The organism is Stenotrophomonas sp. YJH_SMC_19 (genome assembly GCF_059367915.1).
Window position 1 is genome coordinate 1 of sequence record NZ_JCAFRI010000012.1, and the last position, 14,266, is coordinate 14,266.

Genomic DNA, 14,266 nt, shown 5'->3' on the forward strand with positions numbered 1-14,266 from the left:
AGTGCTCGACTATGGACGGTCAAACGGGCATTTTTATGGTGGTTCATCCGGGCTCTTTGGGGTCTGGAGAGGTGTGGTAACCACCATTTTCCAAAGATGTCCCGGATGAACAACGTACAGAGAGATCACAACTAACAGTCGGCTCTACCAGGAGCAAAGGAGCAGCCGACTGACAGTCGGCTCTACCAGGAGCAAAAGGCAGCCGGCCAGCGGTCGGCTCTACCAGGCGCACAAAGCAATGTCGCCCGCCAGCACCGGAGCACCGCCAGCCAGCCTTCGCCAGCCAGCTGCTCCATCGCCCGCCAGCCGACAACGAAAAAGCCGGGGAATGCCCCGGCTTTTTCGTGTCCGGGGTCGGATCCGTTTTCAACGAAAACGGCTCTGACCCCATTGGGATCGAAAACGCCAACCGAGGTTGGCGTTTGCCGGGGTAATGCGTGTCAACCAAGGTTGACACCCACCTCAACCAAGGTTGACACCCACCAGGGGCAGGGCCCAAGCCCTTATTCCACCGACAACCCTTCCACCTTCTGCCAGCCGCGCGGCAGCAGGTGGCCGCGGGTGGCGCGGGCGCCGAGGTAGGCGTCGAGCTCGTTGAACTTCAGCCCCATCGTGCGCTGACCGCTGCGCACCTGCAGGGTCTGCCCCGGGCTGATCGCCACGATGGCGACCACGCGTTCAGTGGCGAGCTTGGCCTTCGGGATCTCGATGATCTTGTTGCCCTTGCCCTTGTCCAGTTCCGGCAGGTCGTTGGCGGCGATCGCCAGCAGGTTGCCGGAACTGGTCACCGCCACGATGCGGTCGGTGGCCACGTTGGCGACCATCGACGGGGTGAGCACCGACGAGCCGGACGACAGGTTCAGCATCGCCTTGCCGGCCTTGTTGCGACCGATCAGGTTCTCGAAGCGGGTGACGAAGCCGTAGCCATGGCTGGAGGCCAGCACGAAGCGGGCATCCGGCTCGGCACTGGCCAGGGTCACGAAGCTGGTACCCGCTGCCGGCGAGAAGCGGCCGGTCAGCGGCTCACCGTTGCCACGCGCGGAGGGCAGGGTGTGCACCGGCGTCGAGTAGGCGCGGCCCTCGCTGTCGAGGAACGCGACCTGCTGGGTGCTGCGCGCACGCACCGCGCCCTGCAGGGCATCACCGTCGCGGTAGGAGAGGGCGGACGCATCGACGTCATGGCCCTTGGCGGCACGGATCCAGCCCTTTTCCGACAGCACCACGGTCATCGGCTCGCTCGGCACCAGCTCGGTCTCGTCGATGGCCTGCGCGGCCTGGCGCTGCACCAGCGGCGAACGGCGCGCGTCGCCGAACTTCTTGGCGTCGGCCGTCAGTTCGTCGCGGATCAGCTTCTTCAGCTTGGCCTTGCTGTCGAGGATGCCGAGGATCTTCTCGCGTTCCTTGGCCAGCTCGTCCTGCTCGCCGCGGATCTTCATCTCCTCCAGGCGGGCCAGCTGCTTCAGCTTGGTTTCCAGGATGTACTCGGCCTGTTCCTCGGACAGGCCGAAGCGCGCGATCAGCGCCGCCTTCGGTTCGTCCTCGGTACGGATGATGTGGATCACCTCGTCCAGGTTGAGGAAGGCGACCAGCAGGCCTTCCAGCAGGTGCAGGCGGCGCTCGACCTTCTGCAGGCGGTGCTGCAGGCGGCGGGTGACGGTGTTGCTGCGGAAGGTCAGCCATTCGCTGAGCAGCATCTTCAGGTTCTTCACCTGCGGACGGCCGTCCAGCCCGATCACGTTGAGGTTGACGCGGTAGCTGCGCTCCAGGTCCGTGGTCGCGAACAGGTGGCCCATCAGCTGGTCGGCGTCGACGCGGTTGGAACGTGGCACCAGCACCACGCGCACCGGGTTGGCGTGGTCGGATTCGTCGCGGATGTCTTCCAGCCACGGCAGCTTCTTGGCGCGCATCTGCGCGGCGATCTGCTCGATCACCTTCGACGGCGACACCTGGAACGGCAGCGCCGTCACCACGATGTTGTTGGCTTCCTTGTTGAAGGTCGCACGCGCACGCACGCTGCCGTTGCCGGTCTCGTAGATGTTCCGCAGATCGTTGGCGGCGGTGATGATCTCGGCGCTGGACGGGTAGTCCGGGCCCTGCACGTGCTCGCACAGGTCGCGCACGGTCGCATCGGGGTTGTCCAGCAGGTGCAGCAGTGCGCTGACGATCTCGTTGAGATTGTGCGGCGGCACGTCGGTGGCCATGCCCACGGCGATGCCGGTGGTGCCGTTCAGCAGCAGGTGCGGCAGCCGCGCTGGCATCCAGGTCGGTTCCTGCAGGGTGCCGTCGAAGTTCGGTGCCCAGTCGGTGGTGCCCTGGCCCAGTTCGCCCAGCAGTACTTCGGCGATCGGGGTCAGCTTGGATTCGGTGTAACGCATCGCCGCGAACGACTTCGGGTCATCGCTGGAGCCGAAGTTGCCCTGGCCCTCGATCAGCGGGTAGCGGTACGAGAACGGCTGCGCCATCAGCACCAGCGCCTCGTAGCACGCGCTGTCGCCGTGCGGGTGGTACTTACCGATGACGTCACCGACGGTGCGCGCGGACTTCTTGGGCTTGGACGCAGCATTCAGGCCCAGCTCGCTCATCGAATAGATGATGCGGCGCTGCACCGGCTTCAGGCCGTCGCCGATGAACGGCAGGGCGCGGTCCAGGACCACGTACATCGAGTAGTCGAGGTAGGCGCGTTCGGCGTACTCGCGCAGCGGCAGTTGTTCGAATCCGTGGAACACGGGGCGGGCAAGTTCGGTCATGCGGCGTTGTTACCTATGTCGGGAGGCGGCGACGGCGGTCGCCGCTCGCAATCCTGTGATTATCCGGATGCGGCGGGGGATGCCAAGCCACGTGCAGGGTCCAGCCCGGTTTCCAGGCCATGCCCGACCCGCGCCAGATAGCGCCCCGGTGGCAGCCCGAAGTGGCGGCGGAACACGGTGACGAAGGCACTGGCGCTGCTGAAGCCCAGTGCATGGGCGATGTCGGCCACGCTGCGGCCATCGGTCAGCTGGCGCAGGGCTTCGGACAGGCGGGCCTGTTGCCGCCACTGGGCGAAGCTGAGCGTGGTCTCGTCGCGGAAGTGACGGGTCAGGCTGCGCGGCGACAGGCCGGCCCAATGCGCCCATTCGGCCAGGCTGCGCTCGTCGGACGGGTCGGCCAGCAGCTGCGAGGCGATCTTCAGCAGGCGCCGGTCGTGCGGCATCGGCAGGTGCATGCGCTGGCGCGGCGCGGTGCGGATCTCGTCCAGCAGCACCTCGATGATGTGCTGGCGCTCGGGCGTGGTGTCGTAGCCCAGCGGCCATTCGCAGATGCGGTCGGCCAGCGCCTGCGCCAGCTTGGACAGGCCCAGTACGCAGGGATCGGCGGGCAGGGTGGCGCAGGCCGGCGCGGCCAGTGCCATGCCCCAACCGCGCAGCGGACCATCCAGGGTCACCGTATGCGGCTCCAGCGGCGGCATCCAGCCGGCCGAGCCCGGCGCCAGCGACCACGTCCCGTGCGAGGTGCGGGTGGTCAGCAGGCCACGCTCGACACAGATCAGCTGGGCGCGCTGATGGTGGTGCCAGTCCACTTCCCGGACCAGCCCCTGCGGGCTGTCGAAGCGGAAAGCGACCACCGGTGGGCCATCGTTGCGCTCGAACCAATCCAGTGCGTCGTCCCTGAGCAGGCGCTTGGGAGCGGGAATTTCTGCCTTGTTCATCATGTCCGCTGGCTGAAATGTGTCATCCATTGGCTGAATTGTACTACCGGGCCACCTGACCAGATCATTAAGGTAGGCGCCTTCATTGATCCAGCCCACTGCTGCAACACAGCATTCGATGCCAGATCGAATATTTCCATTGAGAAATATTTTTTTTGGAAGAGAATGCTCCCCCATGATCTGTCCTGCAACCACTCCCCCCAGTTTCGGCCTGCTGCTGCGCCAGGTGCGCGACGGCCTGGTCCGGCAACTCGACGCGTCCATGGCTGAAGAAGACTTGGGTATCGGCTTCACCCACTACATCGGGTTGAAGGTGCTCTCGCACATGGCCCCGTGCACGGCCAACGAACTGGCCCAGGCCATCGACCAGGTACCCAGCGCAGTCACCCGCCTGCTGGACAAGCTCGAGGCACTGGGCTGCGTCCGCCGCGAACCGCATGCGCAGGACCGGCGTGCGCTGCAGATCGTGCTGACCGATGAAGGCCGCGCATTGTGGGCGCGGTTGAAGCTGCGTGGCGACGCGGTGATGGATTACGCCCTGCGTGATCTTTCCGCCGACGAGCGCACGCTGCTGCTGTCCCTCCTTACCCGAATCCGCGATTCCCTGACGACCCCATGAACCCGATCCCGCATTCCACTCTCCGCCGGTCCGGGCGCGCGCTGCTGGTGTCAGCGCTGGCCCTGGCCCTGGCCGCCTGCGCCAGCAGTCGTGGCCTCAACCCGCAGGGCCACGTGCTTGACGTGGACAGCCTGCACAGCGAACGCACCCTGGCCGACACCGACCTCAGCGCCACCGGCTTCCCGGCGCAGGACTGGTGGAAGGCGCTGGGCGATGCGCAGCTGGACGCGCTGGTCGCCGAGGGCCTGGCCGGCCACCCGAGCCTGGACGCCGCCGACGCGCGCCTGCGCCAGGCCCAGGCCCAGGTCGGCACCGCACGTGCCGATGAGCTGCCCAGCCTGTCGGTGTCCGGTGGATATACCGGGCTGCGCCTGCCTGAGTCGATGGCAGGCAGCGAGATCGGTGGCCATTACGCCGGCAGCAGCCAGGTCGCCTTCGACTTCAGCTATGGCGTGGACCTGTGGGGCGGCAAGCGCGCCGCTTGGGAAGCGGCCGTGGACGGCGCGCATGCGGCCACCGTCGAGGCCCAGGCCGCACGCCTGAACCTGTCCACCGGCATCACCCAGGCCTATGCCGACCTGGCCTACGCCTGGCAGCTCAACGATGTGGCCGAGGAAGAGCTGGCCCGTTCGCAGAAGTCGCTGGAACTGACCCGCCAGCGCCGCCGCGCCGGCATCGACAGCGATCTGCAGGTGCGCCAGGCCGAGGCCCGCGTACCGGCCGCGCAGCAGCAGGTGCAGGCCGCACAGCAGCGGATCGACGCGGCCCGCACCGCACTGGCCGCGCTGGTCGGCAAGGGCCCGGACCGTGGCCTGTCGATCCAGCGCCCGCAGCCGCTGAACCCGGTGGCGCTGCAGCTGCCGGGCGTGCTGCCCAGCGAACTGCTGGGCCGTCGCCCCGACATCGTTGCCGCACGCTGGCGCGTTGAAGCGGCCGACAAGCAGATCAAGGTTGCCAAGACCAGGTTCTACCCGAGCTTCAACCTGACCGCGCTGGCCGGCGTGGTCGCCCCGAACGTGGGCGACCTGCTGAAGAGCAGCTCCACCTTCGCCTACATCGGCCCGGCGCTGAGCCTGCCGATCTTCGAAGGCGGCAAGCTGCGCGCCAACCTCGCCAACACCGATGCGCAGTACGACCTGGCGGTGGCCAACTACAACCAGGCCGTGCTCGACGCACTGCGCGACGTCGCCGACCAGGTCAACGCGGTGCGCTCGCTGGCGCAGCAGGCGCACTCGCAGCAGCAGGCGGTGGATACCGCACGCTCGGCCTTCGACCTGGCCCAGCAGCGTTACCGCGCCGGCATCGGCAGCTACCTGGACGTGCTGACCGCGCAGTCCACCCTGCTGCAGTCGCAGCAGCAGCTGGCCGGCCTGCAGTCGCAGCAGGTGCAGTCCTCGGTGCGCCTGAGCAAGGCGCTGGGCGGTGGTTTCCAGCCCGCTGACGCCGACCGCGCACCGATCGCCTCCCATTCCGATTCCTCGCATTCCTGAAGACGTCCGCCATGAGCCAGACCCAAGACACCGCGGCCCCGGCCGCCCCCAACCGCCGCGGCAACCTGCTGCGCGGCCTGTTCGTGATCGTCGTGCTGCTGCTTGCCGCACTGGCGCTGTGGTACTTCATGTTCGGCCGTTGGTTCGAAGAGACCGACGATGCCTACGTGCAGGGCAACCAGGTGCAGATCACCCCGCTGGTGGCCGGTACCGTGGTCGCCATCAACGCCGATGACGGCATGCGCGTGGAGCGCGGCCAGCTGCTGGTGCAGCTGGACCCGTCCGACACCGCGGTGGCACTGCAGCAGGCCGAAGCCAACCTGGCCAAGACGGTGCGCCAGACCCGCGGTCTGTACCGCAGCGTGGAAGGCGCCCAGGCGGACTTGAACGCCCGCCAGGTGACCCTGAAGCGCGTGCGCGAAGACTTCGCCCGCCGCAAGGACCTGGCCGCCACCGGCGCCATCTCCAACGAAGAACTGGCCCACGCCCGTGACGAGCTGGCTGCCGCCGAAGCGGCCGTGGCCGGCTCGCGCGAGACCGTCGAGCGCAACCGCGCGCTGGTCGACGACACCGTGATCGCCACCCAGCCGGATGTGCAGGCGGCTGCCGCGCAGCTGCGCCAGGCCTTCCTCAACAACGCCCGCGCCGGCATCGTCGCGCCGGTCACCGGCTACGTCGCCCGTCGTTCGGTGCAGGTCGGCCAGCGCGTGCAGCCGGGCAATGCCCTGATGGCCGTGGTGCCGACCGAGCAGATGTGGGTCGAGGCCAACTTCAAGGAAACCCAGCTGCGCCACATGCGCCTGGGCCAGGAAGTGGAACTGAAGTCGGACCTGTACGCCGGTGACGTGAAGTACAAGGGCCGCATCCAGAGCCTTGGCCTGGGCACCGGCTCCGCGTTCTCGCTGCTGCCGGCGCAGAACGCCAGCGGCAACTGGATCAAGATCGTGCAGCGCGTGCCGGTGCGCATCGCCATCGATGCCAAGCAGCTGGCTGAACACCCGCTGCGCATCGGCCTGTCGATGAAGGCTGAAGTGAGCCTGCGCGACCAGAAGGGCGAAGTGCTGCCGAGCACTCCGGCCAAGGGCACGGTGTTCGACACCGACGTGTATGCCAAGCAGCTGCATGATGCCGACGAGGTGATCCACACGATCATCCAGGGCAACTTGCCGCAGCAGCAGGCGAAGGTGGGCTGAGGTCGCCATGTCCGCACAAGCTCCAGCCGCGCCCGGCGCTCCGGGCGCACCGGCGGCGCCGGGTGCGGCCTCCGGGTTCCTGCCGCCCAGCGTCGCACTGTGCACTGTGGGCCTGGCGATGGCCTCGTTCATGCAGGTGCTCGACACCACCATCGCCAACGTCTCGCTGCCGACCATCGCCGGCAATCTCGGCGCCAGTTCGCAGCAGGCGACCTGGGTCATCACCTCGTTCGCGGTCAGCACGGCCATCGCGCTGCCGCTGACCGGCTGGCTCAGCCGCCGTTTCGGCGAACGCAAGCTGTTCGTCTGGGCCACGCTGGCCTTTGTCATCACCTCGCTGCTGTGCGGCCTGGCGCAGAGCATGGGAATGCTGGTGCTGTCGCGTGCGCTGCAGGGGTTCGTGGCCGGCCCGATGTACCCGATCACGCAGTCGCTGCTGGTCTCGATCTATCCGCGCGAGAAACGCGGGCAGGCATTGGCACTGCTGGCGATGATCACGGTGGTTGCGCCGATCTGTGGCCCGATCCTCGGTGGCTGGATCACCGACAACTACAGCTGGGAGTGGATCTTCCTGATCAACGTGCCGCTGGGCATCTTCGCTGCGCTGGTGGTGGGCAACCAGCTGAAGGGGCGCCCGGAGCAGATCGAGAAGCCGAAGATGGACTACGTCGGCCTGGTCACCCTGGTGATCGGCGTCGGTGCGCTTCAGCTGGTCCTCGACCTGGGCAACGACGAGGACTGGTTCTCGTCGATGAAGATCGTGGTGCTGGCCTGCGTGGCGGTGGTGACACTGACGGTGTTCCTGATCTGGGAGCTGACCGACAAGGATCCGATCGTTGACCTGAAGCTGTTCCGGCACCGCAACTTCCGCGCCGGTACGCTGGCGATGGTGGTGGCCTACGCAGCGTTCTTCAGCGTGGCGCTGCTGATCCCGCAGTGGCTGCAGCGTGACATGGGCTACACCGCGATCTGGGCGGGCCTGGCGACGGCGCCGATCGGCATCCTGCCGGTGATCATGACCCCGTTCGTGGGCAAGTATGCGTCGCGCTTCGATATGCGCATGCTGGCCACGGTCGCGTTCATCGTGTTGTCGATGACCAGCTTCCTGCGATCGAACTTCAACCTGCAGGTGGACTACATGCACGTGGCCGGCGTACAGCTGATCATGGGCATCGGCGTCGCGCTGTTCTTCATGCCGGTGCTGCAGATCCTGCTGTCGGACCTGGATGGACGCGAGATCGCGGCGGGCTCCGGCCTGGCCACGTTCCTGCGTACGCTGGGTGGCAGTTTCGCGGCGTCGCTGACGACGTGGCTGTGGGCGCGGCGCACCCAGGTGCACCATGCCGACCTGACCGAGCATATCTCGGCCTATCAGCCGGGCATGCAGGACCAAGTGGCGGCGATGGGGCAGGGCGACCTGCAGCACGGCGCAGCGGTACTGAACAACATGATCAACCACCAGGCATCGCAGATGGGCTTCAACGACATCTTCTTCCTGCTGGGCTGGATCTTCCTGGCGATCATCACGTTCCTGTGGCTGGCCAAGCCGCCATTCGGCGCAGGTGCGGGTGCAGCCGCCGGTGGTGGGCACTGAAACTCCCTGGAAACACCGTGCTGTATTTTGACCCCGCCGCGAGGCGGGGTTTTTGTTGGGGCGACGCTGGTCGCGCGGGCATTGCCCTCGGGGTGGTGCAACGGCGCAGGTTCAGCGCGTGCGATAGACGCGTTTGAACACCACCCGGTCGGAAGACAATCGGGAAATGGCCCAGATCCCCGCCGCAAGTACGGCGCCGCATGCGAGCCAGCCGGCAGTGGCCTGAAATCGGCTGCCGACAAGTGCGCCGCAGATGATGGCGGCGACAAAGACAAGCATTACGGCCTCCTTTGATGCGCCGTAATGGACCTCGGCCTGGCATCCCACGCATACGCTTACGCCGTGGTTCGAGCCGGTATGGCAGTGTGGGCAGATGATGCTGCGCTGCATTGGTGCGTCCTTTGGGGGAGAGGAGGGGCGCTGGTCAGGTCGTGGCGATACACCCGCAGCCGGCTCCCGCAAATCTGCCTCCCACCGAAAAGGAATCGGGTGGATCTCGACTAGGAAAAGTACGAATTGAACGGGGAACGTGAAATGCGCCCCAAAAGGGGGCCGTTCAAGGTCCGGTGACGACGCGCCGGGAGTAGGTATGCACCCGCAGACGACGCCCTGACGGTGCGAGATACGACAGTCCGAGTGGCGGTTGCGATGCCAGGATCGCCAAACCCCGGAAACGAAAAAACCCGCTTTCGCGGGTTTGATCATCTTGAGTCGTGGTGCCCAGGAGAGGACTCGAACCTCCACGGTTTTACCCGCTAGTACCTGAAACTAGTGCGTCTACCAATTCCGCCACCTGGGCGACTCAGGAGATGAATTGTGCGGGACGGCAGAGAGTGTGTCAACAACATTTCACACATTTTTCTGCTGCTGCACGCCCAGGTGAAGCAGCAGGCTGCGCATCGCCGGTGACAGCTGCGCCCATTCGGCGAAACAGGCGCACAGGCGGCGCTGTGCCCAAGCATCTGCAAGCGGAACCGCAACAGTGCGGGTATTGCGTCGATGCTGGCGCGCAATGGTACGCGGCACGATGCCGACACCAATGCCGTGGCCGACCATGATGCACACGCCTTCGAAGGTCTTCATGCGGATGCGCACGTCCAGGCGTCGCCCGATGTCGCGTGCCTGGTCTTCGATGTAGGCCTGCAGTGCATTGCCGTCGGCCAGCGCGACGAAGGTCTCGCCGGCAACATCGGCGAAGGCCACGCTGCGCCGCGATGCGAAGCGGTGTTCCGCGGGCAGCAGCATCACCAGTGGATCTTCGGCGACCACGTGCTGCTGCAGGCCGGCAGCGTCGACCGCATCACTGATGATGCCGGCTTCGGCCTGGCCAGCGTTGATCGCACGCACGACTTCGGGGCTGGTGCGCTCCAGCAGTTCCACGTGCAGGCGCGGGCGTTCGGCCAGCCACGGTGCCAGCCGCGAAGGCAGGTAGTTGGTCAGTGCTGCGGTGTTGGCATACAGATGCAGTGTGCCGCGCGCGCCGTGCGCGAACGCCTGCAGTTCACCGCGCAGCTGCGCCTGCTGCTGCAGGATCAATCGTGCATGGTGGGCGAGGGCGGCGCCGGCTTCGGTAAGGCTGACGCCGCGGGGGTGCCGGTTCAACAACGCGGTGCCGGCATCGGCTTCGATCGTGCGCAGGCGTTCGCTGGCCGACGCCAGTGCCAGGTTTGCCTGCGCTGCGCCGGCCGTGATGCTGCCCGCCTCGGCAATCGCCAGGAACAGGCGCAGGTCGGCGATATCCATCCGCATGTGATGCCCTCATCGCAACGGCTGCGCCTTCGGATCAGCCGAAGGCAAGGCCGGAAACACCGCATTGTGCGCCGAGCGGCCGGCCGATCCAATGAAGGCATGAATGAATCGATGTACTTCTACGTGCTGCTGGTGGTGGTGTTCGTGCTGGCCGGTGTGGTCAAGGGTGTGACTGGGATGGGGTTGCCGACGGTGGCGATGGGGCTGCTGGGCAGCACGCTGTCGCCGGTGTCGGCGGCGTCGATGCTGTTCATTCCCACTTTCGTCACCAATGCGTGGCAGCTGTTGTCCGGGCCGTCACTGGACCGCATCGTGCGGCGCCTGTGGCCGATGATGCTGGCCGTGGTGGTGGTGACGCTGGGCTCGGCGGCGCTCCTGGTGCGGGTCGATCGCACTTGGTCGCGCGTTGCGCTGGGCGTGGCATTGGTGGTCTATGCCGCCTATGCGTTGCTTGCGCCGGTGTTCCGCGTGCAGCAGCGGCGCGAGCGTTGGCTGGGGCCGCTGGTGGGGGCGTTGTCGGGCGTGGTGACCGGCGCCACCGGCGTGTTCGTGATGCCGGCGGTGCCGTACCTGCAGTCGCTGGGGTTGCAGCGCGAGGAGCTGGTGCAGGCGCTGGGGCTGGCGTTCACGGTGTCAACGATTTCGCTGACCGCCGGCCTGGTGCTGCACGGCGCATTCGGCATCCAGCAGCTGGGGCTGAGTGCGCTGGCGGTGCTGCCGGCATTGCTGGGCATGTGGCTGGGGCAGGTGATCCGGCAGCGCATCAGTGCGCGGGTGTTCCGGGGCTGCTTCCTGGGTTTCCTGCTGCTGCTCGGGCTGGAACTTGTGCTGCGGCCGCTGCTCTGATGCCATATTCCGGGCATGAAAAAACCCGCTCTCGCGGGTTTTTCTCATTCTCGACGTGGTGCCCAGGAGAGGACTCGAACCTCCACGGTTTTACCCGCTAGTACCTGAAACTAGTGCGTCTACCAATTCCGCCACCTGGGCGTCGAGGAGCGAGATTATGGGGTGTTGTTACGGGGGTGTCAACACTTTTTCTGGATCCGGTGTCGGACCTCGTTTCGCGTGCGGAGCGGGCTCTGACCCCATCTCACTCGCTTGGGGTCGGAGCGCTTTCCTTCGGAAAGAAATTCGGCCCCGTTGCTGGATTGCAGGCAAAAAAAATCCCCGCCGAAGCGAGGAGTTTCTTCGTTGGTGCCCAGGAGAGGACTCGAACCTCCACGGTTTTACCCGCTAGTACCTGAAACTAGTGCGTCTACCAATTCCGCCACCTGGGCGTTCCAGAGGCGCAATTGTGAAGATGAATCCGCAGGCTGTCAACGACTTCCTGAATATTTTTCACGCAAGGCCGTCAAGACGGCCACTGACCCGTTCTGCACGCCGTCAACGGCTACCATGTAGGGCGATGACTACCAAAAAACCAAGCAAGGGCGGGAGCACCTCCCGCGGCCAGGCCCCGAAGAAGGGCGCCAAGGCGGGCACGGCCCGCGCCACCAAGCCGGGCAAGCCGTTGCCGGGCTGGTTCCCCGAATTGAATGAAGGCGGCGCACCGCCGCGTGGCCGCAAGGTCCGTAGCAGCGACGCACCGGGCCCGGCCCCGGGCCGCAAGTTGCCGCCGACCGGCAAGGTGATCGACGATCCCTATGCCGCCCGCGAAGCAGAGAAGTACGAACAGCCCATCGCCAGCCGCGAAGCCATCTTGGCCCTGCTGGAGCGTTGCGAAGGGCCGCAGACGGCAGAGGAACTGGGCGCACGCCTGGGCCTGACCGCCCCGGACCGTGCCGAAGCACTGTCGCGCCGGCTCGGCGCCATGGTCCGCGACGGCCAGCTGGTGCAGAACCGCCGCGGCGGCTTCGCCCCGATCCAGACCCTGAACCTGGTCACCGGCGTGGTGATCGCCAACCCGGAGGGGTTCGGCTTCCTGCGCCCGGTCGAGGGCGGCGACGACCTGTTCCTGCCGCCGTATGAAATGCGCAAGGTCATGCACGGCGACAAGGTGCTGGCCCGCGTGACCGGCATCGACCACCGTGGCCGCCGCGAAGGCAGCATCGCCCGCGTGCTGGAGCGCGGCATGACCCGCCTGATCGGTCGCTTCAGCGTCGAGATGGGCATCAACTACGTGGTGCCCGACGACAAGCGCGTGCAGCGCAACGTGCAGGTGCCGCCGGACCAGACCGGTGGTGCGCGCGACGGCCAGCTGGTGGTCTGCGAACTGACCCAGGCGCCGGACAGCCGTCGCCCGCCGATCGGCCGCATCATCGCCGTGCTCGGCGACAAGCTGACCGCCTCGCTGGTGGTGGAGACCGCCATCCACGGCCATGAACTGCCGTTCGAGTTCCCGCAGGAAGTGCTGGACGAAGCCGCCTCGGTGCCGCTGGTGGTCGAGCCGGCGATGATCGGCGACCGCGTGGACCTGCGCAGCATGCCGCTGGTCACCATCGACGGTGAAGATGCCAAGGACTTCGACGACGCGGTGTACTGCGAGCCGAACGCCGATGGCTTCCGGCTGGTGGTGGCGATTGCCGATGTCTCCAACTACGTCCGGCCCGGCACGCCACTGGACGAAGAGGCGCAGAAGCGTGCCACCTCGGTGTACTTCCCGGGCTTCGTGGTGCCGATGCTGCCGGAGACGCTCTCCAACGGCATCTGTTCGCTGATGCCGAAGGTCGACCGCATGTGCTTCGTCTGCGACATGCAGATCGACCGCGACGGCCTGGTCACGCATTCGCGCTTCTACGAAGCGGTGATGAACTCGCATGCGCGCCTGACCTACACCCAGGTGTGGAAGGCGGTGGGCGAGGACGATGCCGATACCAAGGCCTGGATGGGCGACCTGCTGCCGCAGGTGCAGCGCCTGCACCAGCTGTACAAGGTCCTGTCCAAGGCGCGTGCCAAGCGTGGCGCCATCGAGTTCGAAAGCAGCGAAGTGCGCTTCGTGCTGGACAACCGCGGTGAAGTGACCCAGGCCGGCATGCTGGTGCGCAACGACGCGCACAAGCTGATCGAGGAATGCATGATCGCGGCCAATGTGGAGGCGGCGAAGTACCTGCTGTCGCGCCATGTGCCGGCCCCGTACCGCATCCACGAGAAGCCGCCGGAAACCAAGTACGCCGACCTGCTGGAATTCCTCAAGGAGTTCAAGCTGAGCCTGCCGCCATGGTCGAAGGTGCGCCCGGGCGATTACACCAAGCTGCTGAAGAAGATCCGCGACCGCCCCGATGCCACGCTGCTGGAATCGGTGCTGCTGCGCAGCCAGAGCCTGGCGATCTACAGCCCGGAAAACCACGGTCATTTCGGCCTGGCACTGGAGGCGTACGCGCACTTCACCTCGCCAATCCGTCGTTACCCCGACCTGCTGGTGCACCGCGCGATCAAGCACGCGTTGTCCGGCAAGCCGCTGGACAAGTTCACCTACAACGCGCGCGAAATGGCTGCGCTGGCGCTGCAGTGCTCCGAGCGCGAGCGCCGTGCCGATGAAGCCGAACGCGAGGTCGACGAGCGTTACCGCGCGGCGTGGATGGAAAAGCACGTGGGTGGCCAGTTCGATGGCGTGATCAGCGGCGTGACCAGCTTCGGCCTGTTCGTGGAACTGGACGAGTCGAAGGTGCAGGGCCTGGTGCACGTGACCCAGCTGCCGCAGGACTATTACAAGTTCGACGCCACGCGCAAGACGCTGACCGGCGAGCGCCGCGGCAGCAGCTACCGTCTGGGTGACCGCGTGCGGATCCTGGTGCTGAAGGCCAGCATGGAAGAGCGCAAGATCGACTTCCGCCTGGTTGAGCACAAGGGCGAGGACGAAGGCGATGGCCTGCCGCCGCTGCCCGAGCGTGGCAAGCCGGCCAAGCGGAAGAAAGAGAAATACTGATGACCGTGGTAGTGCCGGCCGCTGGCCGGCATCCATGGCACCCTCGGCACCGACGGGTTGCCGGCCAGCGG

General features: G+C 66.4%; 10 protein-coding genes and 3 tRNA genes. 6 read left to right on the forward strand and 7 right to left on the reverse strand.

Annotation, left to right across the window (positions count from 1 at the left end; genetic code table 11):
* Positions 1 to 503: 503 nt before the first annotated feature.
* Entirely contained in the window at positions 504 to 2,747 is a 2,244-nt protein-coding gene (gene parC, locus AC5P5R_RS13160) for a DNA topoisomerase IV subunit A (RefSeq protein WP_005408764.1), read from the reverse strand.
* 59 nt (positions 2,748 to 2,806) lie between these two features.
* Positions 2,807 to 3,688 carry a helix-turn-helix domain-containing protein gene (locus AC5P5R_RS13165; RefSeq protein WP_171956616.1) on the reverse strand — a complete coding sequence of 294 codons (882 nt, stop codon included), beginning with the start codon at positions 3,686 to 3,688 and terminating at the stop codon, positions 2,807 to 2,809.
* Between the two features lie 172 nt (positions 3,689 to 3,860).
* Here AC5P5R_RS13165 and emrR point away from each other — a divergent pair, with 172 nt between their 5' ends.
* Genes emrR through emrB form a run of 4 tightly spaced genes read left to right on the forward strand, consistent with a single transcriptional unit; the run spans position 3,861 to position 8,581 of the window.
* On the forward strand, positions 3,861 to 4,304 hold the full coding sequence (gene emrR / locus AC5P5R_RS13170) for a multidrug efflux system transcriptional regulator EmrR (RefSeq protein WP_005408766.1): 444 nt from the start codon (positions 3,861 to 3,863) through the stop codon (positions 4,302 to 4,304).
* Positions 4,301 to 5,794 (forward strand): multidrug efflux transporter outer membrane subunit EmrC, encoded by a 1,494-nt coding sequence (gene emrC / locus AC5P5R_RS13175; protein WP_033834101.1) that lies wholly within the window; start codon positions 4,301 to 4,303, stop codon positions 5,792 to 5,794. Before emrR ends, emrC begins: the two co-directional genes overlap by 4 nt.
* A gap of 11 nt (positions 5,795 to 5,805) precedes the next feature.
* On the forward strand, positions 5,806 to 6,987 hold the full coding sequence (gene emrA, locus AC5P5R_RS13180; protein WP_005408768.1) for a multidrug efflux MFS transporter periplasmic adaptor subunit EmrA: 1,182 nt from the start codon (positions 5,806 to 5,808) through the stop codon (positions 6,985 to 6,987).
* A 7-nt stretch (positions 6,988 to 6,994) separates the two neighbouring features.
* On the forward strand, positions 6,995 to 8,581 hold the full coding sequence (gene emrB / locus AC5P5R_RS13185; protein ID WP_032966542.1) for a multidrug efflux MFS transporter permease subunit EmrB: 1,587 nt from the start codon (positions 6,995 to 6,997) through the stop codon (positions 8,579 to 8,581).
* Positions 8,582 to 8,692: 111 nt separating this feature from the next.
* On the opposite strand, the gene AC5P5R_RS13190 is transcribed toward emrB, so the two are convergent.
* The 3 genes from AC5P5R_RS13190 to AC5P5R_RS13200 form a co-directional block, all read right to left on the reverse strand.
* On the reverse strand, positions 8,693 to 8,971 hold the full coding sequence (locus AC5P5R_RS13190; RefSeq protein WP_049395927.1) for a hypothetical protein: 279 nt from the start codon (positions 8,969 to 8,971) through the stop codon (positions 8,693 to 8,695).
* 324 nt (positions 8,972 to 9,295) lie between these two features.
* A tRNA-Leu gene (locus AC5P5R_RS13195) sits at positions 9,296 to 9,380 on the reverse strand.
* 50 nt (positions 9,381 to 9,430) lie between these two features.
* The gene (locus AC5P5R_RS13200; RefSeq protein ID WP_164281730.1) at positions 9,431 to 10,330 is read right to left on the reverse strand and encodes a LysR family transcriptional regulator; all 900 of its coding nucleotides are present in this window, start codon (positions 10,328 to 10,330) and stop codon (positions 9,431 to 9,433) included.
* 99 nt (positions 10,331 to 10,429) lie between these two features.
* Between AC5P5R_RS13200 and AC5P5R_RS13205 the strand changes: the two genes are divergently transcribed.
* Entirely contained in the window at positions 10,430 to 11,176 is a 747-nt protein-coding gene (locus AC5P5R_RS13205) for a sulfite exporter TauE/SafE family protein (protein WP_087803314.1), read from the forward strand.
* A 56-nt stretch (positions 11,177 to 11,232) separates the two neighbouring features.
* Here the strand turns inward: AC5P5R_RS13205 and AC5P5R_RS13210 are convergent.
* Together AC5P5R_RS13210 and AC5P5R_RS13215 are read right to left on the reverse strand one after the other, a co-directional pair.
* Positions 11,233 to 11,317, reverse strand: a tRNA-Leu gene (locus AC5P5R_RS13210).
* A gap of 205 nt (positions 11,318 to 11,522) precedes the next feature.
* Positions 11,523 to 11,607, reverse strand: a tRNA-Leu gene (locus AC5P5R_RS13215).
* A 128-nt stretch (positions 11,608 to 11,735) separates the two neighbouring features.
* On the opposite strand from AC5P5R_RS13215, the gene rnr reads away from it, so the two are divergent.
* Positions 11,736 to 14,195 carry a ribonuclease R gene (gene rnr / locus AC5P5R_RS13220; RefSeq protein WP_164281731.1) on the forward strand — a complete coding sequence of 820 codons (2,460 nt, stop codon included), beginning with the start codon at positions 11,736 to 11,738 and terminating at the stop codon, positions 14,193 to 14,195.
* Positions 14,196 to 14,266 lie beyond the last annotated feature (71 nt).